21 protein-coding genes and 1 pseudogene are annotated in these 22,344 nt (G+C 70.9%); 15 read left to right on the forward strand and 7 right to left on the reverse strand.

Annotated features, from left to right (window positions below; all coding sequences use genetic code 11):
- The first annotated feature begins 3 nt into the window (after positions 1–3).
- The 6 genes from ACWDRW_RS32560 (at position 4) to ACWDRW_RS32585 (ending at position 3,426) form a co-directional block, all read left to right on the forward strand.
- A complete protein-coding gene (locus tag ACWDRW_RS32560) occupies positions 4–183 on the forward strand; it encodes a hypothetical protein (protein ID WP_451729566.1) in 180 nt (59 codons plus the stop codon).
- Between the two features lie 62 nt (positions 184–245).
- A complete protein-coding gene (locus tag ACWDRW_RS32565; RefSeq protein WP_451729569.1) occupies positions 246–437 on the forward strand; it encodes a hypothetical protein in 192 nt (63 codons plus the stop codon).
- Positions 438–521: 84 nt separating this feature from the next.
- The gene (locus ACWDRW_RS32570; RefSeq protein ID WP_451729571.1) at positions 522–731 is read left to right on the forward strand and encodes a hypothetical protein; all 210 of its coding nucleotides are present in this window, start codon (positions 522–524) and stop codon (positions 729–731) included.
- A 34-nt stretch (positions 732–765) separates the two neighbouring features.
- Positions 766–966, forward strand: a complete 201-nt coding sequence (locus ACWDRW_RS32575; RefSeq protein ID WP_451729574.1) for a hypothetical protein — start codon at positions 766–768, stop codon at positions 964–966.
- A gap of 64 nt (positions 967–1,030) precedes the next feature.
- The gene (locus tag ACWDRW_RS32580; protein WP_451729577.1) at positions 1,031–1,330 is read left to right on the forward strand and encodes a hypothetical protein; all 300 of its coding nucleotides are present in this window, start codon (positions 1,031–1,033) and stop codon (positions 1,328–1,330) included.
- 92 nt (positions 1,331–1,422) lie between these two features.
- The gene (locus tag ACWDRW_RS32585; RefSeq protein WP_451729580.1) at positions 1,423–3,426 is read left to right on the forward strand and encodes a trypsin-like serine peptidase; all 2,004 of its coding nucleotides are present in this window, start codon (positions 1,423–1,425) and stop codon (positions 3,424–3,426) included.
- Positions 3,427–3,437: 11 nt separating this feature from the next.
- On the opposite strand, the gene pdxR is transcribed toward ACWDRW_RS32585, so the two are convergent.
- Positions 3,438–4,958 carry a MocR-like pyridoxine biosynthesis transcription factor PdxR gene (pdxR, locus tag ACWDRW_RS32590; protein WP_451729583.1) on the reverse strand — a complete coding sequence of 507 codons (1,521 nt, stop codon included), beginning with the start codon at positions 4,956–4,958 and terminating at the stop codon, positions 3,438–3,440.
- A gap of 21 nt (positions 4,959–4,979) precedes the next feature.
- Here pdxR and ACWDRW_RS32595 point away from each other — a divergent pair, with 21 nt between their 5' ends.
- A complete protein-coding gene (locus ACWDRW_RS32595) occupies positions 4,980–5,948 on the forward strand; it encodes a DMT family transporter (RefSeq protein WP_451729586.1) in 969 nt (322 codons plus the stop codon).
- Here ACWDRW_RS32595 and ACWDRW_RS32600 read toward each other — a convergent pair.
- Both ACWDRW_RS32600 and ACWDRW_RS32605 read right to left on the reverse strand, forming a co-directional pair.
- The gene (locus tag ACWDRW_RS32600) at positions 5,914–7,155 is read right to left on the reverse strand and encodes a serine hydrolase domain-containing protein (RefSeq protein WP_451729589.1); all 1,242 of its coding nucleotides are present in this window, start codon (positions 7,153–7,155) and stop codon (positions 5,914–5,916) included. The two genes, ACWDRW_RS32595 and ACWDRW_RS32600, sit on opposite strands and share 35 nt — an antisense overlap.
- Positions 7,156–7,418: 263 nt before the next feature.
- A complete protein-coding gene (locus ACWDRW_RS32605) occupies positions 7,419–8,612 on the reverse strand; it encodes a serine hydrolase domain-containing protein (protein WP_451729591.1) in 1,194 nt (397 codons plus the stop codon).
- 225 nt (positions 8,613–8,837) lie between these two features.
- On the opposite strand from ACWDRW_RS32605, the gene ACWDRW_RS32610 reads away from it, so the two are divergent.
- The 7 genes from ACWDRW_RS32610 (at position 8,838) to ACWDRW_RS32640 (ending at position 16,807) form a co-directional block, all read left to right on the forward strand.
- Positions 8,838–9,746 carry a class I SAM-dependent methyltransferase gene (locus tag ACWDRW_RS32610; protein WP_451729593.1) on the forward strand — a complete coding sequence of 303 codons (909 nt, stop codon included), beginning with the start codon at positions 8,838–8,840 and terminating at the stop codon, positions 9,744–9,746.
- A gap of 284 nt (positions 9,747–10,030) precedes the next feature.
- Entirely contained in the window at positions 10,031–10,648 is a 618-nt protein-coding gene (locus tag ACWDRW_RS32615) for a potassium transporter TrkG (RefSeq protein ID WP_451729595.1), read from the forward strand.
- 359 nt (positions 10,649–11,007) lie between these two features.
- The gene (locus ACWDRW_RS32620) at positions 11,008–12,216 is read left to right on the forward strand and encodes an ABC transporter substrate-binding protein (protein WP_451729598.1); all 1,209 of its coding nucleotides are present in this window, start codon (positions 11,008–11,010) and stop codon (positions 12,214–12,216) included.
- On the forward strand, positions 12,213–13,163 hold the full coding sequence (locus ACWDRW_RS32625) for a carbohydrate ABC transporter permease (RefSeq protein ID WP_451729601.1): 951 nt from the start codon (positions 12,213–12,215) through the stop codon (positions 13,161–13,163). The genes ACWDRW_RS32620 and ACWDRW_RS32625 overlap by 4 nt, the downstream gene beginning before the upstream one ends.
- The gene (locus tag ACWDRW_RS32630) at positions 13,163–13,996 is read left to right on the forward strand and encodes a carbohydrate ABC transporter permease (protein WP_451729604.1); all 834 of its coding nucleotides are present in this window, start codon (positions 13,163–13,165) and stop codon (positions 13,994–13,996) included. The genes ACWDRW_RS32625 and ACWDRW_RS32630 overlap by 1 nt, the downstream gene beginning before the upstream one ends.
- An 88-nt stretch (positions 13,997–14,084) precedes the next feature.
- Complete coding sequence (locus ACWDRW_RS32635) at positions 14,085–15,269, forward strand: ABC transporter ATP-binding protein (protein WP_451729607.1); 1,185 nt, start codon at positions 14,085–14,087, stop codon at positions 15,267–15,269.
- Between the two features lie 158 nt (positions 15,270–15,427).
- A complete protein-coding gene (locus ACWDRW_RS32640) occupies positions 15,428–16,807 on the forward strand; it encodes an MFS transporter (RefSeq protein WP_451729610.1) in 1,380 nt (459 codons plus the stop codon).
- Positions 16,808–16,850: 43 nt separating this feature from the next.
- Here the strand turns inward: ACWDRW_RS32640 and ACWDRW_RS32645 are convergent, their stop codons facing one another.
- The 4 genes from ACWDRW_RS32645 to lnt all read right to left on the reverse strand — a co-directional run bounded on the left by ACWDRW_RS32645 (position 16,851) and on the right by lnt (position 21,862).
- Entirely contained in the window at positions 16,851–18,788 is a 1,938-nt protein-coding gene (locus ACWDRW_RS32645; protein WP_451729613.1) for a helix-turn-helix domain-containing protein, read from the reverse strand.
- Between the two features lie 60 nt (positions 18,789–18,848).
- On the reverse strand, positions 18,849–19,652 hold the full coding sequence (locus ACWDRW_RS32650; protein ID WP_451729615.1) for a 3-hydroxybutyrate dehydrogenase: 804 nt from the start codon (positions 19,650–19,652) through the stop codon (positions 18,849–18,851).
- Between the two features lie 54 nt (positions 19,653–19,706).
- Complete coding sequence (locus ACWDRW_RS32655) at positions 19,707–20,186, reverse strand: NUDIX hydrolase (protein WP_451729618.1); 480 nt, start codon at positions 20,184–20,186, stop codon at positions 19,707–19,709.
- 68 nt (positions 20,187–20,254) lie between these two features.
- Entirely contained in the window at positions 20,255–21,862 is a 1,608-nt protein-coding gene (gene lnt / locus ACWDRW_RS32660; protein WP_451729621.1) for an apolipoprotein N-acyltransferase, read from the reverse strand.
- A 223-nt stretch (positions 21,863–22,085) separates the two neighbouring features.
- Here lnt and ACWDRW_RS32665 point away from each other — a divergent pair.
- Positions 22,086–22,344, forward strand: a pseudogene (locus tag ACWDRW_RS32665) (hypothetical protein); the annotation flags it as partial.

A 22,344-nucleotide genomic window follows, 5' to 3' on the forward strand; every position in this document is an offset into this window, starting at 1 on the left:
ACCATGCACGAGACACCACCTCGCCCCGAACCCTCGGTTCCCCCGCAGAGCCCGGCTGTGCACCGCGACCGGTGGCAGGCGCCGGCCGACGGTGCCGAGGAGCACGGAGCAGCGGCCGCCAGGTCGATGTGCGCGGACCTGACCGGTTCGGCCCGCGACATGTGCCGGGGCATGGGCGGCTAGCACCGCAAGACGTCCGGCGGCGATCGCGCGCCGGACCAACCCACCAGTGAGAGGAGAGAACCATGCACGACCCGCAGTTCACCCTCGAGGAGAGGCCCACGCGGCCCACGGCTCTGCGCACCCCGTTCCAGACGCCCGCGATCGACCGGAACCCCACCGTGGCCCGCGGCGCCGACGGTGACGACGCGGGAGGCGTCGAGGCCGACTTCGGCTTCGGCAACATCCTGAAGACGGCAATGAGCCTCCTGGGCTGAGGGCTCGAGGAAGCGCCCAGCGCGTCGGCGAGCGAGGCCGCGCGTCCCGCTCACCGGTGCATCCGGATCGGAAAGGACAGCATCATGACCGCAACCGAGAAGTGGCGTGAGGGCTCTCCCTCACCCGCCACCGCACTGCGGACCCCGTACCAGACCCCCGCGATCGACCGGGCTCCCGTTGGCCCGGCCCCCCGAGGGGACGCCGACGGCGTCGAGGCCAACTGGGGTTGGGGAGACATCCCGTGGTCAGCCCTGGGCAAGGCCGCTCGGGGTGCCCTGGACGCCGTGCTGTAGGCCGGGCGTTCCCATACACTGAAAGGACAGCGCCATGAACGACGAGCTCACACCGCGGCGGCCCGCCACCGGGCCGGTCACCGCGCTCCGGACGCCCTTCCAGACGCCCGCAGTCAACCGAACCCCCACCGACTGCGACGGGCCGCGGGACGATGCCAACGGCGTCGAGCCCAATCTGCCCATCCTGCCGCTGCTCGGTCTGGCCGGCTCGGCCATCGGCTCACTGTTCGACTGACCTCCGTGTCCCGGCGGCGCGCCCCACGGCCCACCGCCGGTGCGGCGGCTGAAAGGACATCAGGATGAACGAGGAGCCCAACAGGAGTCGGCCGTCCGCGTCTCGCGGCTCGGCAGGCATCCGCCTCGAACTTCCCATCCAGGCGTCCACCATCGAGCGCAGGTGGGATCTCTACGAGCCCTATCTGGTGGTCGTGGGGACGTACGACCCCGTCGACCAGCCCGAAGGAGTCACAGGACACTACATGGAGTCTCAGTTCCCCGCCGGCCACCACGTCGCCGACCCCGCCACCTCGGCCGGCCGCGACGCACGCGGATGGAGCTGCACGCCCGGGGGCCCGTGCGTGTGGCTCGGCATGGTCTAGGCGGCTGAGAGATCCAGGCGGCGGCACGACGCCGGAGTCCCCGGCCCCGTGCCGTCGCCGCACACCCCGTACGCCCACGGAGGTGGGAAGACATGCCCACGATAGACGTGCCGGAACTCGACAGGGCCGCAGAGGAACAGCGTCGTCAAGTCGCCGACGCCGCGCGGCGATACCGCGAGTCGGCGGCGGCCCGCCAGCGGGCCGAAGCCCGGACCGCGGAAGGTGTGCACTTCCCCGACACACCACAGGCACTGGCCGCCCGGGCCGAGCGCATCCTCAGCCGGGGCGGCGTGCCCGCGGCGGCCGTCGTCGCCCAGATCCACGCCGAACCGCTGGACCTCCCGCAGGCCCATGAGCGGATCATCGGCCTGTCCAACGACCTCCAGGCGGCGAACTTCCTGCCCCGCGGCGCCCGCGCGGCCAGAACGGTCGCACGTCTCACTCTTCGCCGCGGTGGCCGCGAACTACCCCTCGGAACGGGCTTCTTGGTTTCCCCGCGGTTGCTGATGACCAATCACCACGTTCTGCCGGAGGCGGACTTCGCCAAGTCCTGCTTCGCGGAGTTCGACGCCCAGATCGGCGTCGACAACGCTCCCGACGACGTCGTCCGGGTCGAACTCGCCCCGGACGACCTGTTCCTCGCCCATGAGCCGCTGGACTTCGCCCTGGTGGCGCTCGCCCCGGCCGACGGGGACGTACCACCTGGTGAGGTGTTCGGCTGGAACCGGCTCAGTGTCCGCACCGGAAAGCTGGTCGTCGGCGAGCTGGTGAACATCATCGGCCATCCCAGCGGACGGCTGAAGGAGATCGCGCTGCGCGACAACAAGCTCATCACGCGGCTGGACGACTTCCTGCACTACCGAACGGACACGGAGCCAGGCAACTCGGGCTCCCCTGTCTTCAACGACCAGTGGGAGATCGTGGCCCTCCATCACATGGGAGTGCCCGAGACGGACGCGAACGGGCAGCCGCTGCGCAAGGACGGCGGGGTGTGGCAGCCGAGCGACGGCGAGGACACCCTGTCCTGGGTGGCGAACGAGGGCGTACGCATCAGCTCCGTCCTGCGTCATCTTGCGTCCCTGCGACCGACGCCCGCACAACGCGCGCTGCTGGCGGAGATGGGGCCCGAGTCCGGGCTCGGCGGCCCCGCCCCCCAGGATGCGGCGGGGCTCGCGCACCAAGCCCCTGCGATGACACCACCCGTCGGCGTCGGCGCGGCGGAACGCACGGCCCGCACCGGACTCCGCGGCCGTGACACCGCCTTCGGCGGCACCCGCGCTCTGGTGTTCCTGCACGGCAGGAGCCAGCAGGGCAAGGACCCCGAGGCGCTTCGCCGCGAGTGGGCCGGAGGCCTCAACCAGGGCCTCACCCATGCCGGCCTGCCCACCGTCGACCCGGCCGACGCCTGGTTCCCGTACTACGGCGACCGGCTGGCCGCACTGATGGGCACGGAGGAATCCGTCGCCCACACCCCACCGGCGCAGGACGCGGAGGCGTACGAGGAGATGCTGCTCGAGGCGGCGACCCGGGCCGGCATGCCGGAGGACGGGTACACGGCCGACGAGAGCCTCGACGGCGCGGTCCGCACCTTCCGGCGCGCACTCGGCTGGGTGGCGGCCAGATCGGACGTCGACGAGTGGACCATCGACACGGTGTTCCAGGACGTGGCGAAGTACCTGAGCGAGCCGCGCGTTCGGGAGGCGGTACTGGACGCCGTGGCCGCGACCCTGCCCGATCGAGGCGACCTCGTCCTCGTCACGCACAGCCTGGGCACTGTCGTCGGCATGGATCTGCTCGGCCGGCTCCCGTCCGGGATCGGCCAGGTCATGCTCGTCACCGTCGGCAGCCCACTGGGCATGGACGCGGTCAACAGCCGCCTGCTGGCCCGCGGACCGCACCGGCCCACCGACGTCCGCGCCTGGGTGAACGCCTTCAGCCCGGCGGACGCCGTCGCCATCGGCTGTCCGCTGCGGGACAAGCGATGGGGCAAGGTCGACCAGCCCGAAGTCACCAACGCCAAGGACAAGGCGCACAACATCGCCCAGTACCTCTCCCACGCGAGCGTGGCCGGCCCCATCGGCCGCGCCCTGCGCTGACACCGCGGGGGTCACGCGCGGGAGTTCACGGCGCGCAGTGCCTCGCCGATGACGGCGATGCCCTCGTCGATCTCGTGGGCGGGGCCCGCCGCGTAGCCGAGGACCAGGCCCGGCGAGCCGGGGCGGATCCGGTGCCAGGACAAGGGGTGCACCTTGACGCCCCTGGCGAGGGCCGCCGCCGCGAGCTCGGTGTCGGGGCGCGGGGCGTCGAACGTGACCGTCAAGTGCAGTCCGGCGGCCGCCCCGTGGACCCGGGCGCCGGGCAGGTGCGTGTGGATGGCGCGCAGCATCACGTCCCGGCGTCGCCGGTGGCGCCGGCGGACGTGGCGCAGATGCCGTTCCAGCTCGCCCGAGTCCATCAGCCGGGCCAGCACCAGCTGGGTGAGGATGCCGTTGCCGAGGTCCGAGTACCGCTTGGCGGTCACGACGGCGTCCCGTCGGTCCGGCGGTACGAGGAGCCAGCCCACCCGGAGCGCCGGCGCGAGGAGTTTGGAGACGCTGCCCGCGTAGCAGACGCCGTCGGGCAACAGGGAGCGCAGCGCCGGTACCGGCGGCCGGTCGTAGCGGTGCTCGGCGTCGTAGTCGTCCTCGATGACCAGCCCGCCCTCGGCGGCCCAGCTCAGCAGTTCACGTCGGCGCTCCCCGTCGAGGACGACTCCGGTGGGGAATTGATGGGCCGGGGTCAGCAGCACCGCGCGGGCGCCACTGGCCCGCAGCGCCGCGACGTCGAGTCCGCCCTCGTCCACGGGCACGGGGACGGTCGTATGGCCGCCGTACTCCAACTGCTGGCGCGCTCCGAGGGATCCGGGGTCCTCGACGGCGATACGGCGGATCCCGTCGCGCGTCAGCAACCGCCCGAGCAGGCTCAGTGCCTGGGCCACCCCCGCGACGACCACCACCTCGTCCGGGTCGGCGCGGATGCCGCGGTTGCGGGCCAACCAACCGACGACGGCCCCGCGGAGCGCGGGCGCACCCTGGGAGTCGCCGTAGCCGAAGTCCGCCGGGGTGAGACCTGCGAGGACCGCCCGTTCGGCACGAAGCCAGTCGGCGCGCGGGAAGGCGGCGAGGTCGGGAACGCCGGGCGAGAGGTCGATACGGCAGGGAAGGCCGCGCAGTACGTCGACGACGCCCTCGCGGTCGGCCGAGCCGAAGAGCGCGGGACCCGGCTCCGTCGCACCGCCGGGATGCCCGCGCGGCGCGGCGGGAGCCGCTACCACCACCGTGCCGCGTCGGCCGCGGCCCGCGATCTGACCGGACTCGGCGAGCCGCCGGTAGGCCTCGGTGACCACGCCCCGGGTGACCCGCAGTTCCTCGGCGAGCACACGGGTGGCGGGCAGCCGTGCGCCGACCGGCAGCCGGCCGTCGGCGATGGCCGACCGCAGCCGCTCGGCCAGCCAGTCGGTACGTCCGCCGGGCGGGGCCGCGCCGATGTCCAGCTGGAGGAAGTCCGAGCCGACGGCGGCCGCGTCCGTCGCGTGCGGGGTTTTGGACCCCTCGGGCGGGGGCTCTGTGGACCTGCCCATGGCATCCATTGTGCGGCCAGGGTGGAACGTATGGACAGACCTTCCGCTTCGTTCGCCCCGCTCGTCCCCGGCATGATCGGCATGGCGCTGGTCGGCAGCAGCGTCACCGTCTCGCACGCGCTCGTCGACGCCCCGCTGTTCACCACGCAGGCCGTCCGCTACCTGGCCGCGACCGCGATTCTTCTGCTCATCGCCCGGCTCGCCGGGGTGCGTCCGGTACGGCCACGCGGTCGGGAGTGGCTGTGGCTGGCCGGGATCGCGGTCACCGGTCTGGTGCTGTTCAACGTGGCCGTGGTCCGGGGCGTCGCGCATGCCGAGCCCGCTGTGATCGCCGTGGCGGTGGCGTGCGTACCGCTGGTGCTGGGGGTGGTGGGCCCCTTGCTGGAGCGGCGTGGGCCCAGTCGGCGGATCCTGCTGGCCGCGCCGGTGGTCATGGCGGGCGCGGTGCTGGTGCAGGGGACCGGCCGGACCGACGCCGCCGGGGTGGCCTGGGCGGCGCTGGCCCTGGGCTGTGAGGCCGCGTTCACGTTGCTCGCGGTGCCGGTGCTGCGACGGCACGGCCCCTGGGGGGTGTCCTTGCACGCGACCTGGCTGGGCGGGGTGATGCTGACCGTCATCGGGGTGACGGCGGAAGGGCCTTCTTCCGTGCGGGAGGTGTCCGTCTCCCAGTGGGCGGCCGCCGCCTACCTGGCGCTGATGGTGACGGCGGTCGCCTTCGTCCTGTGGTACTCGACCGTTCGCTCGGCCGGCGCCGGGCGCGCCGGACTGCTCACCGGCATCGCCCCGCTCGCGGCGGCCGCGGTGGGCGCCGTGTCGGGCACCGGCCTGCCGGGGCCGTGGGTGTGGCTCGGCATCGCCGTGGTGGTCGTCGGCCTGGTGGGGGGCCTGCGGCCGCGAGGTACCGGCGCCGGTTCTCGTACGGTCGCCGAGGCAGCGGTGTCCGCGGGCCCCCCGAACCATGGGGTCAGCCGAAGTCGGGAATCGGGTGGTCCGGGCTGAGCACGGCGGCGATGCGCTGGACGATCGTGTGGGCCGTGTGGCCGTCCGCGGCGTTGCGGTCCTCCGTCGTGGAGACCGCGATCGACAGGCGCTCGGACGGCAGGTACGCCATGGAGGCGGAGTAGCCGAAGAAGAGCGGGTGTTGGGCGATCCAGTCGCCCAGGACGAGCACGCCCAGGCCGAAGTGCGTCGCTTCGGTCTGCGCGATGCAGGTCCGGGCCGGGCACTTGGCCGTCTCGTGGCCGAGGCCTACCGTCCCCGGGTTCAGCAACTCCCGGTAGGAGGAGGGGGAGATCAGCTCGCCCGACCCGATCGCGGCGGCCGAGCGGGCCAGGTCGCAGATGTCGGTGGTCTGCACGGCGCCGGGTGCCGTGGTCCACGAGGGGTTCCAGAACGTGGACTCCTCGTAGGTCCCGCGGTCCGAGGTGAAGGCGTGCAGTACGGGCGTCGGGATGTCGGGCGTGAAGCTGTTGCGGGTCTCGCGCAGGCCGAGCGGGCCCATGATCTCGCGCTGGAGCAGATGGTCCAGCCTGGTGTGGGTGATCTTCTCCAGGGCGGCGCCGAGCAGGACGAAGTTGGCGTGGGAGTAGCTCCAGTTGGTCCCCGGCTCGTACCACCGCTCCTGGCGGGTGGAGATGCTCACGAGTTCCTTGGCCTTCCACTGCCGGAACGGGTTCGCGGCGACGGCCTCCTGGAAGCCCGGGTCGGGGACGTAGTCGCGCAGGCCGGTGGTGGACGCGGCGAGCATCCGGAGCGTGATCTTGTCGCCGTCCTTCAGGCCGGGCAGCCAGCGCCCGACGGGGTCGTCCAGGTCCACCTTGCCCTGGTCGACCAGCCGCAGGAGCGCGGTGCCCATGTAGCTGATGGCGATGTTGCCGTTCCGGAAGTGCATGGCGGGTTCGGCGGGAACGCCGGTCATCGACTCGCCGAGCGCGGTGGTGACGACCTCGTGGCCGTCGACGCCGACCCGCAGGATCACCGACTTCAGGTCCAACTCGGTCTTGGCCTGCTGGGCGATGCGCAGGATCTCGCGGGCCGGACCGTCGTCGGGCACGTCCGAGCCGACGCAGGGCCGACGATGGTGCTCGCCGTGGGCCGTCGCACTGCCCGCGGTGGCAGGGGTGCCCAGTGCGAGGAGGGCGAGGAGGGCGGTGAACGCGGTGGCCGCGACAAGGCGCGACCGGGCTGTCGAACGGGCTCGTCTCATGGCCGGAGTATTTGCCGGGCCCGTCCGCGCGGCGGACCGGGCGTCGCCGACTCGCACGAAGATCACCCGTCAGGCCCGATCAGGCATGCCACGCATGCCTGTTGACGGTACGTCAGGCGAGTACGTCGTCCAGCCGGTCGTCACCCGCTTGGTGGTAGCGGAAGCGGTTCCAGTCTCCGCGCCCGCCTCCGTCCACCGCCTTCACCATCGCCGCCGTCGCCGTCCACTCCTCGACCCAGCTGTCGGCGTCGAGACGGGTGCAACTACCGGGTGTGGACGGGGTCGTACACGTTCTTGGGCGTGACGATCTCGGTGATCGCCCGCGCGACCAGCGAGGACGGTTCCTGGCCCTGGTAGAGGATGTCCGTGTTCATCATCAGCACCAAGGTCGCCTTCTTCGAGGGGAGGTACACGGTCACCGTCTCGTAGCCAGGGATGGAGCCGTTGTGCCCGATCCAGCCGCCGCTGTTCATGATGCCCAGGCCGTAGCTGGTGCCCGGAATGCCCGTGGGCAGCGTCCTGAGCCGCTCCGCCTGGGTCTTCGGGCTCAGCAGGGTGCCGGTGGCGACGACCTTCGCCCAGCGCCGCAGGTCGTGCAGGTTCGAAATCATGGCGCCGGCCGCCCAGGCCCAACTGGGGTTCCAGTGGGTGGAGTCGGTGACCTCGCCGGTCAGCGTCTGGTTGGTGTAGCCCTGCGGGTGCGGGTCGGGGATCTCGCCACTGTCCGGGAAGATCGTGTGTCGCAGGTCGGCCGGACGGAGCACCCCCTGGTCGATGACTTCGGCGAGCGGACGACCGGTGACCTTCTCGATCACCAGGCCGAGAAGGATGAGGTTGCTGTTGGAGTACTGGAACTGCTTGCCCGGGGCGGAGGTGTTCTTGTGCTTGTAGCCGTAGGCGAGCAGCTCTTGGGGCGTGTACGTGCTGTTCGGGTCGCTCAGCAGGTCGTACTGGAAGTCGGAGTCGAAGGTGTAGGGGTACAGGCCGCTGCGCATCTCGGCGAGGTGACGCAGGGTGATCTTGCGACCGTTCGGCACGCCCTTGACGTACTTCGAGATCGGGTCGTCCAGTCCGACCAGGCCGTCGTCGACGAGCCTGAGCAGCGCGGTGACCGTGAAGGTCTTGGTCTCGCTGCCGATGCGCACGTACATGTCGCTGGTCATCGGCCGTCCGGTGGCGGTGTCGGCGACGCCGGTCGCGCGGACGTACCGCCCCTTGCCCGGCATCCACAGCCCGACGACCAGGCCGGGGATGCCGGTCTTGCGGCGGACGTCCTCGATGGCCTTGTCCAGCCGGGCGGTGAGATCGGGCCCCAGACCGTGCTGCGAGGGGTTGTCGTCGTACCGGTCGGCACTGGCCACGGGAACCGCGGTGGCCGGGGTGACCGCGAGGGGCGTGAGCATGGAGGCCACGAGCAGGGCCGCTGCGAACAGGCGGCGGGAGGGGGGACGGCGCACGGCGGGGGCACCTCTTCTGGTTCAGGGGGATTTGATGCAGGGGGATCCGAGGGGAATGTCACCCATCGGTTACCGGGCCGGAGCCCGGATGCAGCACCCGCTCAGGGGAGTCCACTCAATCGGAGCCGCCCAGGTCGCTGAGGCGGCCCTGCCGGACCGGGCAGTCGGCCGCACCCCGTACGGCCCCGGATGGCCGGGCCGGGACAGCGCCTCTAGCGTCGGATCATGCACTCGACGGATCCCTCGGCTCACGGTGGCGCGAACCCAGGACACGGCACGCTGAGCTCCGCCCACGGTGGCACGGACGCAGGACAGGGCGAGCCGAGTTCGGCCCACGATGACGCGACCGCCGGGCACGGCCGGTACGGCGAGGCGCTGTTCGACGCCGGGCACCCGCGCGAGGCGGAGCGGATCGACGATGCCGCGCTGGTCTACGACCCCGTCACCACCCACCGCCTGCGGGCGCTGGGCGCCGGACCGGGCCTGCGCTGCCTGGAGGTGGGAGCGGGCACGGGAACGGTTGCGCACTGGCTGCTGCGGGAGGCGGGGGTGGCGGAAGTGGTCGCCCTGGACCGCGACACCAGCGCGCTGACCGGACTCACGGAACCCGGCCTGCGGGTGGTCACGGCGGACCTCACGGACGAGACCCTGGACCTGGGCACTTTCGACGTCATCCACGCCCGGTTCGTCCTGATGCACCTGCCTGAGCGCCGTCGCCTGATCTCGCGGCTGGCGGGCCTGCTGAACCCGGGCGGCCGGATCCTGCTGGGTGACGCGGCGGAACTGCCCGACAGCCGCGACGGTTCCTCCCCCTACCGGCGCACGATGGACGCGATGTGGGAAGCGCTCCGCACGACGATCGGCACGGACATCTCCGGCGTACCGGCCTACCCCCACGCGCTGCGGGAGGAGGGCCTGACAGACGTAGCCGCGGAACTGTACTGCCCGCCCCTGATCCCCGACGGCCCACTGGCCCGCTTCTGGTCCCAGACGTGGCAACGGATGCGCCCCGCGATCGAGGAGACGGGCCGGGTGGACGCCGCGACCGTGGCGGAGGCCTTGAACTACCTGACCTCACCCGGGCTCGCGGAACTGGGTCCCGGGCTGCTGATGACGTGGGGCCGACGCCCCTGACAGCCCGCGCGGCCTGACCGAGTCGCGCAAGTGTGCTGTCGTTCGGACTTGTGGGTAGGGCGTGCGGCCGGGATCTTGACCAGTAGTCGCCCTTGGCGACCAGGGGACACATGCCGTCGGCAGACGGGGAGGGGGCAGTGGTGGTGGCACCGGCGGTCACGGTGGTCGCTGCTCGGCGCGCATCCGGCCCGTGCAGTCGTCCTGGCATTCGCGGTGGTGGTCCTGATGGGCGCGGGACTGCTGTCTCTGCCCTTGGCCGCCGAGCAGGGGTACCTCCCGGTTTCGTGACCGCGCTGTTCACGGCGACCTCAGCGGTGTGCGTGACCGGTCTCGCCGTGGTGGACACGGCAACGTTCTGGAGCGGCTTCGGTGAGGGCGTGATCCTGGCACTGATCCAGATCGGTGGCTTCGGCATCATGACCATGGCGTCCCTGCTGGCGGTGCTGATCTCGGGCCGACTGCGTCTGCGCATGCAGCTCACCGCGCAGGCCGAGACCAAGAGCCTCGGTATCGGCGACGTGCGGCGCGTCCTGCTGGGCGTCGCCGGAACCACGCTGATCGTCGAGGTGGCGGTGGGCGCAGTGCTGTCCCTGCGCTTCCGGTACGACTACGGCGAAGACATCGGCAGCGCCGTGTACCTCGGCTACTTCCACGCCGTTTCGGCGTTCAACAACGCCGGTTTCGGGCTGCACGCAGACAGCCTCACCCGCTACGCCCAGGACCCCTGGGTCACTCTGCCGATCGCCGTGGCCGTCATCCTGGGCGGAATCGGCTTCCCGGTGCTGCTGGAAGTTCTGCGCCACCGCCACCGGCGCCGTACGACGGGACGCCGCACCTGGAGCCTGCACGCCAAGCTCACCCTGATCACCACCGCCGTCTGCTCATCACCGGAACGGTGCTGACCTGCCTACTGGAGTGGACCAACCCTAGGGATTCTCCGAACTCAGCTGACGCACACGCGGTGCCGTGAGTGGTGAACGTGCGCAGCCCGACGGCGGTGCGGTGGTCATGCGGCGCGGCCCTCCGGGCGACTGTGCTGGTTCATATGGGCGCAGTTAGGCCTTTTTGCGCTGAAGTCATGTTCTGGGGTGTCTAGTGTTCACGTGGGAGTGAATCGCTACGGAGTCGGGTCGCGTGCCGACCGTCTCGGAGAACGAGGTGTCGCCGCGTGCGCGGGTTCGGATGTCAGCGGGTCCTGGGAAAGACGGTGCCTTCCGCGCGGACGCGCGGGCTGTGTGCCGTGTTGCCTTTGCTCGCGTCTGTGCTGGCAGCCTGTGGTGGCGGTGGGGCCTCCGGGCCGGTCACCGTCGACTGGTACAACTTCCCGGACGACTCGGGGGCGCTCCAGAAGGCAGCCGACAGATGCAGCAAAGCCGCCGATGGGCGTTACCGGATCGTCTACCACAAGCTGCCGCGTGCCGCCGACGGCCAGCGCCAGCAGCTCGTTCGCAGGCTGGCCGCCGAGGACAGCGCCCTCGACATCCTGGGTCTGGACGTCACCTGGGCGGCGGAGTTCGCCGAGGCCCGCTGGATCCGGGAGTGGACCGGGGCGGCGAAGCGACAGGCTCTCGAGGGCACTCTGCGCGTGCCGGTGCAGACCTCGACGTGGAAGGGCAAGCTGTACGCCGTCCCGTACAACACCAACACCCAGCTCCTCTGGTACCGCAAGGACCTGGTGCCGACTCCGCCCAAGACCTGGGCCGAGATGCTGACCATGGCCCGCGATCTCGCCCAGCAGGGCAAACCGCACTACGTGGAGATCCAGGGCGCCCAGTACGAGGGCCTGACCGTCTGGTTCAACACACTGATCAACAGCGCGGGCGGCTCCATCCTCAACAAGACCGCCACCGCGCCGTCCCTGGGCCCTCCCGCGGAGCGGGCCGCCTCCGTCATGCGCGACCTGGCGAGATCCCCGGCTGCGGACCCCTCCCTGTCCAACCAGATGGAGGACCAGAACCGCCTCGCCATGGAGTCGGGGACGGCGGCCTTCGAACTCAACTACCCGTTCGTCTATCCGTCGATGAAGGCGAACAATCCTGACCTGTTCAAGGACTTCCGCTGGGCGCCCTACCCCCGGGTCGACACGAACCGCCCGGCACGGCCCACCATCGGCGGCATCGACCTGGCCGTGAGCGCCTACTCGCGCCATCCCCAACTGGCCTTCGAGGCGGCCCTGTGCCTGCGCAACCGGGAGAACCAGCTCACCGCGGCACTCGAAGGCGGTCTGCCGCCCACCCTGCGCGCCCTCTACGACGAGCCGTCCTTCGTCAAGGAGTACCCGTTCGCCAAGGAAGTGCTGGCCGCCCTGGAGTTGGCGAGCGTCCGCCCGCTCACTCCGGCCTACCAGAACATCTCGATCGCGATCTCCCACACCCTGTCCCCGCCGTCCGGGATCAAGCCGGAGAGCTCGGTCAGGACGATCAGGGATCAGATCGACGACGCTCTGCAATCCAAGGGTGTGATCCCGTGAGCCCCTCACAGACCCAGCCGGGCGGACCGCCGCCCGAGGCGGAGCAGCAGCGGCGGACCCGGGCGTCGCTCTCGGCGGGAGCCCGCCAGGAGCGACGGCTCGGCTGGCTGCTGTGCGCGCCGGCCGTCCTCGTCATGCTCGCCGTGACCGCCTATCCCATCGGGTACGCCGTCTACCTCTCCCTCCAGCGCTACGACCTGCGCTTCCCGGCCCAGGCGAAGTTCGTGGGGCTGAGCAACTACGGGGCGGTACTGTCCTCCTCGTTCTGGTGGGACGCCTTCTGGGTGACGCTGTTCATCACCGTGGTGTCCGTCACCATCGAGCTGGTCCTCGGCATGGCCATCGCCCTGGTGATGCACCGCGCGATCTTCGGGCGAGGGACGGTGCGCACCTCGGTCCTCGTGCCGTACGGGATCGTCACCGTCGTCGCCGCCTTCTCCTGGCAGTACGCGTGGACGCCGAACCTCGGGTACCTCGCCGAGCTGCTGCCCAGCGGATCCGCTCCGCTGACCGAGCAGTGGCCCGCCCTGTGGCTGATCATCCTCGCCGAGGTGTGGAAGACCACCCCGTTCATGGCCCTGCTGCTGCTCGCCGGACTCGCGCTGGTCCCCGAGGAGACCCTCAAGGCCGCCATGGTGGACGGCGCCACCGGCTGGCAGCGCTTCATCAAGGTGATGGTGCCGCTGATGAAACCGGCGATCCTGGTGGCGCTGCTCTTCCGGACGCTGGACGCGTTCCGGATCTTCGACAACATCTACATCCTCACCGCGGGCGCCCACGACACCGGTTCGGTGTCGATCCTCGGCTACGACAACCTGTTCACCGCGCTGAACCTGGGCATCGGGTCGGCGATCTCGGTGCTCATCTTCATCTGCGTCGGGATCATCGCCTTCACGTTCGTCAAACTGTTCGGCACGGCCGCCCCTGGCGCGGAGGTGAAACGCTGATGGCCGCCGCAGGGAAGACGCACGCCGCCCGATGGACCGTCGTGAACATCGTGGTGATCCTGTACGCCCTGTTCCCGGTGGGGTGGATCGTCGCGCTGTCGTTCAAGACACCCAGCACCCTGACGGACGGCAACTACATCCCCCGGCAGTGGACCTGGGAGAACTACAAGGGCATCTTCCAGACCTCCGAGTTCACCCGGGCCCTGGTCAACTCGATCGGCATCGCCCTGATCTCCACGGCGATCGCGGTGGTGCTGGGCACGATGGCCGCCTACGCGGTGGCCAGACTCCGGTTCCCCGGCAAGCGGGTACTCATCGGGATGTCGCTGCTCATCGCGATGTTCCCGCCGATCTCCCTGGTGTCACCGCTGTTCAACATCGAGCGCGTCATCGGGATCTTCGACACCTGGATCGGGCTGATCATCCCGTACATGACCTTCTCGCTCCCCCTCGCTATCTACACCCTGTCCGCGTTCTTCCGGGAGATCCCCTGGGACCTGGAGAAGGCCGCCAAGGTCGATGGCGCCACGCCCGCGCAGGCGTTCCGGTTGGTCATCGCACCGCTGGCCGCGCCGGGCGTGTTCACCACCGCCATCCTCGTGTTCATCTTCTGCTGGAACGACTTCCTGTTCGCCATCTCGCTGACCTCCACCCCGGCCGCGCGTACGGTGCCGGCCGCCATCGCGTTCTTCACCGGGAGCTCGCAGTTCCAGCAGCCCACCGGTTCAATCGCCGCCGCGGCCGTGGTGATCACCATTCCGATCATCGTTTTCGTTCTGCTCTTCCAGCGGCGGATCGTCGCCGGGCTGACTTCCGGGGCTGTCAAGGGGTGACCCGGCGGCCGCGCGGGCGGCCCGCCCGTCCGAGACGCCGACCGCCACACCCGGACCGCCAAAGCATGAAGGCAAGGAGGCACCACCGATGGCCGAGATCATCCTTGAGGGAGTCACCAAGCGTTTTCCCGACGGAGCCCTCGCCGTGAAGGACGTGGACCTCAACATCGCCGACGGCGAGTTCGTGATCCTGGTCGGCCCGTCCGGATGCGGCAAGTCCACCACCCTGAACATGATCGCCGGACTCGAGGACATCACCGAGGGCACTCTGCGCATCGGCGACCGGGTCGTCAACGACCTCGCGCCCAAGGAGCGCGACGTGGCCATGGTGTTCCAGAGCTACGCGCTGTACCCGCACCTGAGCGTCCGGGAGAACATGGGCTTCCCGCTGCGTCTGGCCAAGGTGGACAAGGCCACCATCAACCGCAAGGTCGAGGAGGCCGCACGGGTTCTCGACCTGACCGAGCACCTGGACCGCAAGCCCGCCCTCCTCTCGGGCGGCCAGCGCCAGCGGGTGGCCATGGGTCGGGCCATCGTGCGCGACCCCAAGGCGTTCTTGATGGACGAGCCGCTGTCCAACCTGGACGCCAAACTCCGCGTACAGATGCGCACGCAGATCTCCCGGCTCCAGCGGCGCCTGGGCACCACCACCGTGTACGTGACCCACGACCAGACGGAGGCGATGACCCTCGGTGACCGCGTGGTGGTCATGAGGCAGGGAGTGGTCCAGCAGGTGGGCGCTCCGGCGCAGCTGTACGACTTCCCGCGCAACCTCTTCGTCGCGGGTTTCATCGGCTCCCCGGCCATGAACTTCCTCAACGCGACGGTGGAGGGAGGCATCCTGCATTCCGCTCTCGGGGACCTGCCTCTGGACGACCGTACGAGGCGGGCGCTGGAGCGGCACAACGCACCCCGCGAGGTCATCGTCGGCCTGCGGCCCGAGGCGTTCGAGGACGCGGCCCTGGCGGATGAGGGGCGCGGTCCGGTCGTCACCGCCACCGTGGACGTGCTGGAGTCCCTGGGGTCCGATGTGTACGTGTACTTCACCGAGGAGGGCGGGCCCGCGCAGGCCGCCGAACTCGAGGAACTCGCCACGGACTCGGGCCTTCGGGACACCGGCGCCGGGTCCCTCCAGCAGATCGTGGCACGCCTGGACGCCGCCACACGCGCTCGCGAGGGAGAACCGCTCGAACTGCGCGTCGACATGAGCAAAGCGCATGTGTTCGATCCGGCGACCGGAGTCAACCTGTCGCATCCGGAGAACGCCGGCTGACGGGACGCTCTCTCAGCCGCCCCTCCGCGAGCGGGCATGGTGGCGCGACGCATAGCCGATGCCCAAACTATGTTGCCTCACCACATGTGCGCCTGACCTGCACGTTCCTACCGTGTGCCCACGTACCCGTCCCCACCGCACACGAGGAAGTGGCGCACATGGCCTCCGCAGCAACCGCTCCCCCAACGCCCGGCAATCTCAAGCGCATTGTCGCGGCCAGCCTCATCGGCACGACGATCGAGTGGTACGACTTCTTCCTGTACGGCTCCGCCGCCGCCCTCGTCTTCAACAAGCTGTTCTTCCCGGACTCCGACCCGCTGGTCGGCACCCTGCTGTCCTTCCTGACGTACGCCGTCGGATTCGCCGCGCGCCCGCTCGGCGCCCTGGTGTTCGGGCACTACGGTGACCGGCTCGGGCGCAAGAAGCTGCTGGTGCTGAGCTTGCTGCTGATGGGCGGGGCCACCTTCGCGATCGGTCTGCTGCCCACGCACGCGACGATCGGCACGGCCGCTCCCGTGCTGCTGACCCTGCTGCGGCTGGTGCAGGGTTTCGCGCTCGGTGGCGAGTGGGGCGGCGCCGTCCTGCTGGTCTCCGAGCACGGGGACGCGCGGCGGCGCGGTTTCTGGGCGTCCTGGCCGCAGACCGGTGCTCCCGCGGGGCAACTGCTCGCGACCGGTGTGCTCTCCCTGCTCACCGCGACCCTCTCGGACAGCGCCTTCACCAGCTGGGGCTGGCGCATCCCGTTCCTGCTCTCCGGCGTCCTCGTGATCGTCGGTTTGTGGATTCGTCTGTCTGTCGATGAATCGCCCGTCTTCAAGCAGGCGCTGGCCCAGGCGGAGGCGCGCAAGTCCGACACCGCAGAGAAGCTGCCGCTCGTCTCCGTGCTGCGGCACCACTGGCGTGACGTCCTGGTCGCGATGGGCGCGCGCATGGCGGAGAACATCAGTTACTACGTCATCACCGCCTTCATCCTCGTCTACGCCACCACCGCGGCCGACGTCTCCAAGCAGACCGCGCTGAACTCCGTGCTCATCGGATCCGCGGTCCATTTCGCGGCGATCCCGCTGTGGGGCGCCCTGTCCGACCGCGTCGGACGCCGTCCCGTCTACATGGTCGGCGCGGCCGGAGTCGGCCTGTGGATGTTCCCGTTCTTCGCCCTGGTCGACACCAGCAGCTTCGGCAACCTCGTCCTCGCCGTCACCGTGGGCCTGGTCCTGCACGGGGCGATGTACGCACCCCAGGCCGCCTTCTTCTCCGAGATGTTCGCGACCCGGATGCGCTACTCCGGCGCCTCCATCGGCGCCCAGTTCGCCTCGGTGGCGGCCGGCGCCCCCGCGCCGCTCATCGCCACCGCCCTGCTCGCCGACTTCGACAGCTCCACCCCGATCGCCCTGTACGTCATCGCCGCCGTCGTACTGACCCTCATCGCGGTCGGCGTGGCCAAGGAGACCCGCCACCGGGACCTCGCCGACCTCGACTCCGCCCCCGAGGACGCCGAACCCCCCGCTGTGCACCCGGCGGACGCCCACACGCGCTGATCCCGACCCGAGCCCGGCCCCCGTGCGCCCCTGCGTACGGGGGTCAGTGCGTTGGGGAGGGGGCGGACAACCGGTGCAGTCGCAGGGCGAGTTGGATCTCCAGTGCCCGCGCCGGGCTCTGCCAGTCGTCGCCCAGGAGGCGGCCCACGCGCTCCAGGCGCTGTGCCACGGTGTTCACGTGCACGTGCAGGTCGTCCTTGGTGCGGGCGGGGCTCATGCCGCTGGCGAAGTAGGCGTCGAGGGTGCGGACCAGGTCCGTGCCGCGTCGTTCGTCGTAGGTGACGACCGGGCCGATGGTGCGGTGGACGAAGCCGGCGATGTCCCGGTCGCCCGCCAGCAGCAGGCCGACGAATCCGAAGTCCTCGGCGGCGGCGCCGTCGCCCGAGCGGCCGAGCAGCCGCAGGGCGTCCAGGCAGCGCTGACCCTCCTCGTAGGCGGCGGCGACGGTGTCGGGGTAGGTGGCGAGGTCCTCGATCGGGGCGGAGGCACCCACGGTGACCGCCTCGTGGACGGCACCGCCCAGTATCTGGGCCGTGCGGCGGGCGATCCGCGTCGCGGTGTCGCCGTGTTCCAGTGGCAGCAGCAGGACCGTACCGCCGTCGCGGGCCGCGGCCAGGCCGTGCCGGGTGGCGGCGAGATGGGAGGCCGCGGACCACAGGCGGCGGCGGGCGGCGGCCTCCTGTTCGGCGTCGGCGGACACGCCGTCCAGGCGGGCCGCGAGCACGACATGGGTGGCGTCCAGGTCGGCGTCGAGCCGGGCCGCACGCTCGCGCAGGAGGCGCGGGTCACGGTCACGCGAGTCCAGCAAGTCGTCCAACAGCTCGCCACGCACCCGCTGTTCGGCCTCGGCGGCCGAGCGCCGGGCGAGCAGCAGCAGCGAGGTGACCATGGCGGCGCGCTCCAGTGTGCGCTGGTCGACGGGGTCGAGGCCGGGGTGGCCGCGCAGCACGAGCGCGCCGAGGAGTTCGCCGCCCGCGGCGACGGCGGCGATCCAGTCGTCCCGGTGCCGCACGGCGTGGCCCTCGGCGCGGGAGGTCTCCACGGCGCCGGGCGGGGCGTGCTCGGTGAACTCGACGGTTCCGTCCAGGACTTCCGAGACCGCCGCCGCCACATCATGCACCCCGCCGCCGCGCAGCACCAGTTCGGCGAGCCGGTCGTGGACGTCGGACGCGCGCTCGATGACCCCGCTGCGATCCTGGATGATCTCGTTGGCGCGCTCGAGGTCGGCGAGGGCCGAGCGGGTCTCGGTGAGCAGGTTGGCGGTGTCGATGGCGGCCGCCGCCAGCGCCGCGAAGGAGCCGAGCAGGGCGATCTGCTCCCGCTCGAAGACCCGGGCCCTGCGGTCCGCCGCGAACAGCACGCCGATGACGTGGTGCCCGAGCATCAGCGGTACCCCGCAGATCGCCACCAGGCCCTCGTCCCGCACCCCGGAGTCGATGCTGACGGTGTGCCGGAACCGGTCGTCCTGGAAGTAGTCGTCGGTGACGTAGGGGCGGGCCGTCTGGGCGACGAGTCCGCCGAGGCCCTCCCCCATGCCCAGGCGCAGTTGCTGGAAGCGAGCCGCCACCGAGCCCTCGGTCACCCGCATGTAGGTGTCGCCGCGCTGGGGGTCGTTCAGGCTGAGGTAGGCGACATCGGTGCCGAGCAGCGAACGGGCGCGCTGCACGATCGCCTGGAGTACGGCGTCCAGGTCCCGCAGGCCGGCCAGGTCGTGGGCCGTCTCGAAGAGCGCGGACAGTTCGGCCTCGCGCCTGCGTCTGCCCTCCAGCTCGGAGCGGACGCGCAGGGCGAGCAGCTTGGCCGCTTCGATTGCGGCGATGCGCTCGGCGGGCTGTCCCTCGGCGCGGGCGCGCAGCACGGGCTGCTCGTAGGCGTCGGCCGAGGCGCCGCGGGCCAGCAGCTCGAGGAAGGGCGCCTCGGCCCCGCCGTCCGGTGAGGGACCGGCGGAGCGCTCTGCGGACTGCACGTGATCGCGGGACATGCTCACAGGATTACTCATCACACCGTCGCCCTGTCAGCCCCTGTGGACAACACGGATGTCTCAGTGCGCCGTCCAGCCGCCGTCCATGACCAGCGAGGTGCCGGTGACGAAGGACGCCTGCGGACTGCACAGATACGCCACCGCTTCGGCGACCTCGTCGGGCTCGATCAGCCGCTTCAGCGCGCTGTCCTGGAGCATGACGTCGCTCAGGACCCGTTCCTCGGGGATGCCGTGCGCCCGGGCCTGGTCGGCGACCTGCTTCTCGACGAGCGGGGTGCGCACATACGACGGGCACACACAGTTCGAGGTGACGCCATGGGGCGCGCCCTCTAGGGCCGCCGTCTTGGACAGGCCCTCCAGCCCGTGCTTGGCGGACACGTAGGCCGCCTTGTAGGCGGAGGCGCGCAGCCCGTGGACCGAGGAGACGTTGACGATACGGCCCCAGCCCTGGCCGTACATATGAGGCAGGGCACCGCGGATGAGCCGGAACGGCGCTTCCAGCATCACGGTGAGAACCGTGTGGAAGACGTCGGGCGGGAACTGCTCCAGGGGCCGCACCAGTTGCAGTCCGGCGTTGTTGACGAGGACGTCGGTGCCGGCCGCGACGAGCTCGGCGGCGTCGAGGTCGGTGAGGTCGAGGGGGTGGGGCTCGACGGTGCCCGCCAGGCCCCGGCACTGTTCGGCGAGTGCCTCCAGGCCCGCGGCGTCCCGGTCGACCGCTCTGACCTTGGCACCGGCAGCCGCGAGCCGCAACGCGCAGGCGCGGCCGATGCCGCCGGCGGCACCGGTGACGAGGGCGGTGCGACCGCCGAGGTCGAGCGAGGGGGCGGAGGGCGCCGGGAGAGCGGCGTTGGGCGGGGTCATGCCCCGACCCTAGGCAGCGCTCCCGCCGCGCCCCATGTGGTCAGAACCCATACTTCAGTCGCTGGTCGTGGGTTCGAACCATGTGGGTTCGTCCGACAGGGCCTGCTTGATCCGGAACAGCTGGTACTCACTGAGCGGGGGCAGGGCGTCCACGTCGAACCAGCCGACCTCGATCGACTCGTCGTCGTTGACCCGCGCTTCGCCACCGACGGCCCGGCAGCGTATGCAGACGTCCATGAACTGGCAGATGTCGCCGTTGTCGAAGGTGACCTCCTTGCCCGACTTCACCATGACGATCCGCTCGGGGACGCAGTGCACGCCGGTCTCCTCGTACACCTCCCGCACGGCACAGGCGGCGGGCTGCTCGCCGGGGTCCGGAATCCCGGAGATCACGGCCCACTGCTGGTTGTCGGCGCGCTGCCCGAGGAGAACTCTGCCCGCGTCGTCGAAGACGACGGCGCTGACACCGGGCATCCAGAGCAGCTGCTGCCCGGCCGCGGCCCGGATCGTACGGATGAAGTCAGGAATGGCCATGGTCACGACCCTAACGGGCCACCCCGGTCACCTGCGGCGATTCCCTCGGGAGTACGGCGGGCGTACGGTCACACGGCACCGGCGCGTCGACCGCGCACACCGGCGCCGATCGCCCAGCCGAGGCCGCCCGCCGCGACGAGGACCAGGGCGATCTCCGGGAGGATGCCGAGCCGGGTCGCGGGGGTCTCGGAGGAGCGCAGGGGCACCTCCTGCACCAGCGAGTCGGCCACGAACATGCCCGTCTTCTGGGTGATCCTCCCGTCCGGCATGATGATCGCGCTGACACCGCTGGTCACCGGGACCGTGACGGTCCGGCTGTGCTCCACGGCCCGCACGCGCGACATGGCGAGCTGCTGGTAGGTCATCTCGCTGCGGTCGAAGGTGGCGTTGTTGCTCGGCACGGAGATCATCTGCGCGCCGTCGGTGACGGTGTCGCGCACGGCCCAGTCGAAGGCGGCCTCGTAGCAGGTGGCGAGGCCGACCTTGGTGCCGTCGATGGTGAACACGCCCGGCTCATCACCCCGGCTGAAGTCCTGGCGGACCATCGAGGTCCACTCGGAGTTGATCGCGCCGATCATCGACCGCAGCGGCAGGTACTCGCCGAACGGCTGGATCTGCCGCTTGTCGTAGGTCTGCAGCGGGCCCTGGACCGGGTCCCACAGGATCTGCTCGTTGAGCAGCTTGCCGTCGCGCTTCACGACCCCGCCGACGGAGATCGGCGCACCGATCGCCTTGGCCGCCCGGTCGATGACCGTGCGGGCGTCGGCGTTGGCGAAGGGGTCGATGTCGGAGGAGTTCTCCGGCCACAGCACGAAGTCGGGCTGGGCGACCTTGCCCGCCTTGATCTCGGCGGCCAGCCGCTCGGTCTCCCGCGCGTGGTAGTCGAGCACGGCCCGGCGCTGGGAGTTGAAGTCGAGCCCCGCGCGCGGGACGTTGCCCTGGATGACCGCCACGGTCGCCGTGCCGTTCTCGGCCTGGTCGCTGACCAGGGAGTGGGCGGCGAGCGCGCCAGCGAAGGGGACGGCGACGCTGAGCAGGGCCACGGCGGCGGCGGACCGCTGGACGGCCCGGGTCCGCCGCAGGTCGACGGCGAGCCGGACGACCTCGTACAGACCGAAGCCGCACAGGACGACCGCGAAGCCGAGCACCGGGGTACCGCCGACGGCGGCGAGCGGCAGGAACACCCCGTCGGCCTGACCGAAGGCGATCTTGCCCCAGGGGAAGCCGCTAAACGGCGCACGCGCGCGTGCCGCCTCTCCGGCGATCCACAGGGCCGCGGCCCACACCGGCCAGCCGGGCACCTTGGACACCGCGGCGACGCCCGCGCCGACCAGCGCGACGAAGACCGCCTCGATGACGACGAGCGCGATCCAGGGGCCGGGGCCCACCTCCACGCCGGTCCACACCAGCAGCGGCAGCAGGAAGCCCAGGCCGAAGAGGTAACCGAGACCGAGTCCCGCCTTCCAGCTCCGCCCGCGCAGTACCCAGCCGAACACGGCGAAGGCGGGCAGGGCCAGCCACCACAGGGTGCGCGGCGGGAAGCTGACGTAGAGCAGCACTCCGGAGAGCGCCGCGGCGAGAGCGGGCCACAGGCGTGCGGGCCACACCCGGCGTCGGGCGGGCGCGAGCGGCTTCACCTGGTCCGACTCGTCCACGGAAGTTGCGGTGACGGTCACTCCGGGAGTGTACGGCGGTCGGCCTTCACCCCGACAGCGCGGTCCCGGGGCAGCGGCGGCACGGTGTGCCGTATCGCTCCTGCCCAAGACGTCCACAAATCGTCCATCAGCCGTTACGGTGTGCCGGAGCAAGTGTCGTACGAGCCGGTCAGGCCGGTGTCGAAGGGGTTCGGCGCGGTCGGGGGGCGACCGGGTTGCGGGGGTCGGGGTGGGTGCCACAGGGATGACGTCTGCGGCCGGTTCTGAGGGCGCCAGAGACCTCAGCGAAAGACGAAACGTTTCTGACGCGGCGGGCGTCGTGGTGCTCGGCGCCTGCGCCACCTGGTCCCTGGTCACCGCCACCCTGCAGGACGGCCGGCCCGAGGGCGTCCTGCTGGCGATCCTGGCGGTCGCCGCCGGCTACGCGGCCGGTCACCGCCTGGGCCTGATTGTGTATCGGGCCGATCTTGGCGAGGCCCGCGACCTCGTCGTTGACGTTCAGG

The sequence above is a fragment of the Streptomyces sp. NPDC003635 genome (genome assembly GCF_053587635.1).

What these genes read in the sequence shown, in the direction of transcription:
- pdxR (WP_451729583.1), bottom strand. Translation starts at nt 4,958, where the DNA reads ATGGATGCCATGGGCAGGTCCACAGAGCCCCCGCCCGAGGGGTCCAAA.
- ACWDRW_RS32640 (WP_451729610.1), top strand. Translation starts at nt 15,428, where the DNA reads ATGGCCTCCGCAGCAACCGCTCCCCCAACGCCCGGCAATCTCAAGCGC.
- ACWDRW_RS32650 (WP_451729615.1), bottom strand. Translation starts at nt 19,652, where the DNA reads ATGACCCCGCCCAACGCCGCTCTCCCGGCGCCCTCCGCCCCCTCGCTC.
- ACWDRW_RS32645 (WP_451729613.1), bottom strand. Translation starts at nt 18,788, where the DNA reads ATGTCCCGCGATCACGTGCAGTCCGCAGAGCGCTCCGCCGGTCCCTCA.
- ACWDRW_RS32600 (WP_451729589.1), bottom strand. Translation starts at nt 7,155, where the DNA reads ATGAGACGAGCCCGTTCGACAGCCCGGTCGCGCCTTGTCGCGGCCACC.
- ACWDRW_RS32570 (WP_451729571.1), top strand. Translation starts at nt 522, where the DNA reads ATGACCGCAACCGAGAAGTGGCGTGAGGGCTCTCCCTCACCCGCCACC.
- ACWDRW_RS32565 (WP_451729569.1), top strand. Translation starts at nt 246, where the DNA reads ATGCACGACCCGCAGTTCACCCTCGAGGAGAGGCCCACGCGGCCCACG.
- ACWDRW_RS32655 (WP_451729618.1), bottom strand. Translation starts at nt 20,186, where the DNA reads ATGGCCATTCCTGACTTCATCCGTACGATCCGGGCCGCGGCCGGGCAG.
- ACWDRW_RS32630 (WP_451729604.1), top strand. Translation starts at nt 13,163, where the DNA reads ATGGCCGCCGCAGGGAAGACGCACGCCGCCCGATGGACCGTCGTGAAC.
- ACWDRW_RS32580 (WP_451729577.1), top strand. Translation starts at nt 1,031, where the DNA reads ATGAACGAGGAGCCCAACAGGAGTCGGCCGTCCGCGTCTCGCGGCTCG.
- ACWDRW_RS32635 (WP_451729607.1), top strand. Translation starts at nt 14,085, where the DNA reads ATGGCCGAGATCATCCTTGAGGGAGTCACCAAGCGTTTTCCCGACGGA.
- ACWDRW_RS32575 (WP_451729574.1), top strand. Translation starts at nt 766, where the DNA reads ATGAACGACGAGCTCACACCGCGGCGGCCCGCCACCGGGCCGGTCACC.
- ACWDRW_RS32595 (WP_451729586.1), top strand. Translation starts at nt 4,980, where the DNA reads ATGGACAGACCTTCCGCTTCGTTCGCCCCGCTCGTCCCCGGCATGATC.
- ACWDRW_RS32610 (WP_451729593.1), top strand. Translation starts at nt 8,838, where the DNA reads ATGCACTCGACGGATCCCTCGGCTCACGGTGGCGCGAACCCAGGACAC.
- ACWDRW_RS32560 (WP_451729566.1), top strand. Translation starts at nt 4, where the DNA reads ATGCACGAGACACCACCTCGCCCCGAACCCTCGGTTCCCCCGCAGAGC.
- ACWDRW_RS32585 (WP_451729580.1), top strand. Translation starts at nt 1,423, where the DNA reads ATGCCCACGATAGACGTGCCGGAACTCGACAGGGCCGCAGAGGAACAG.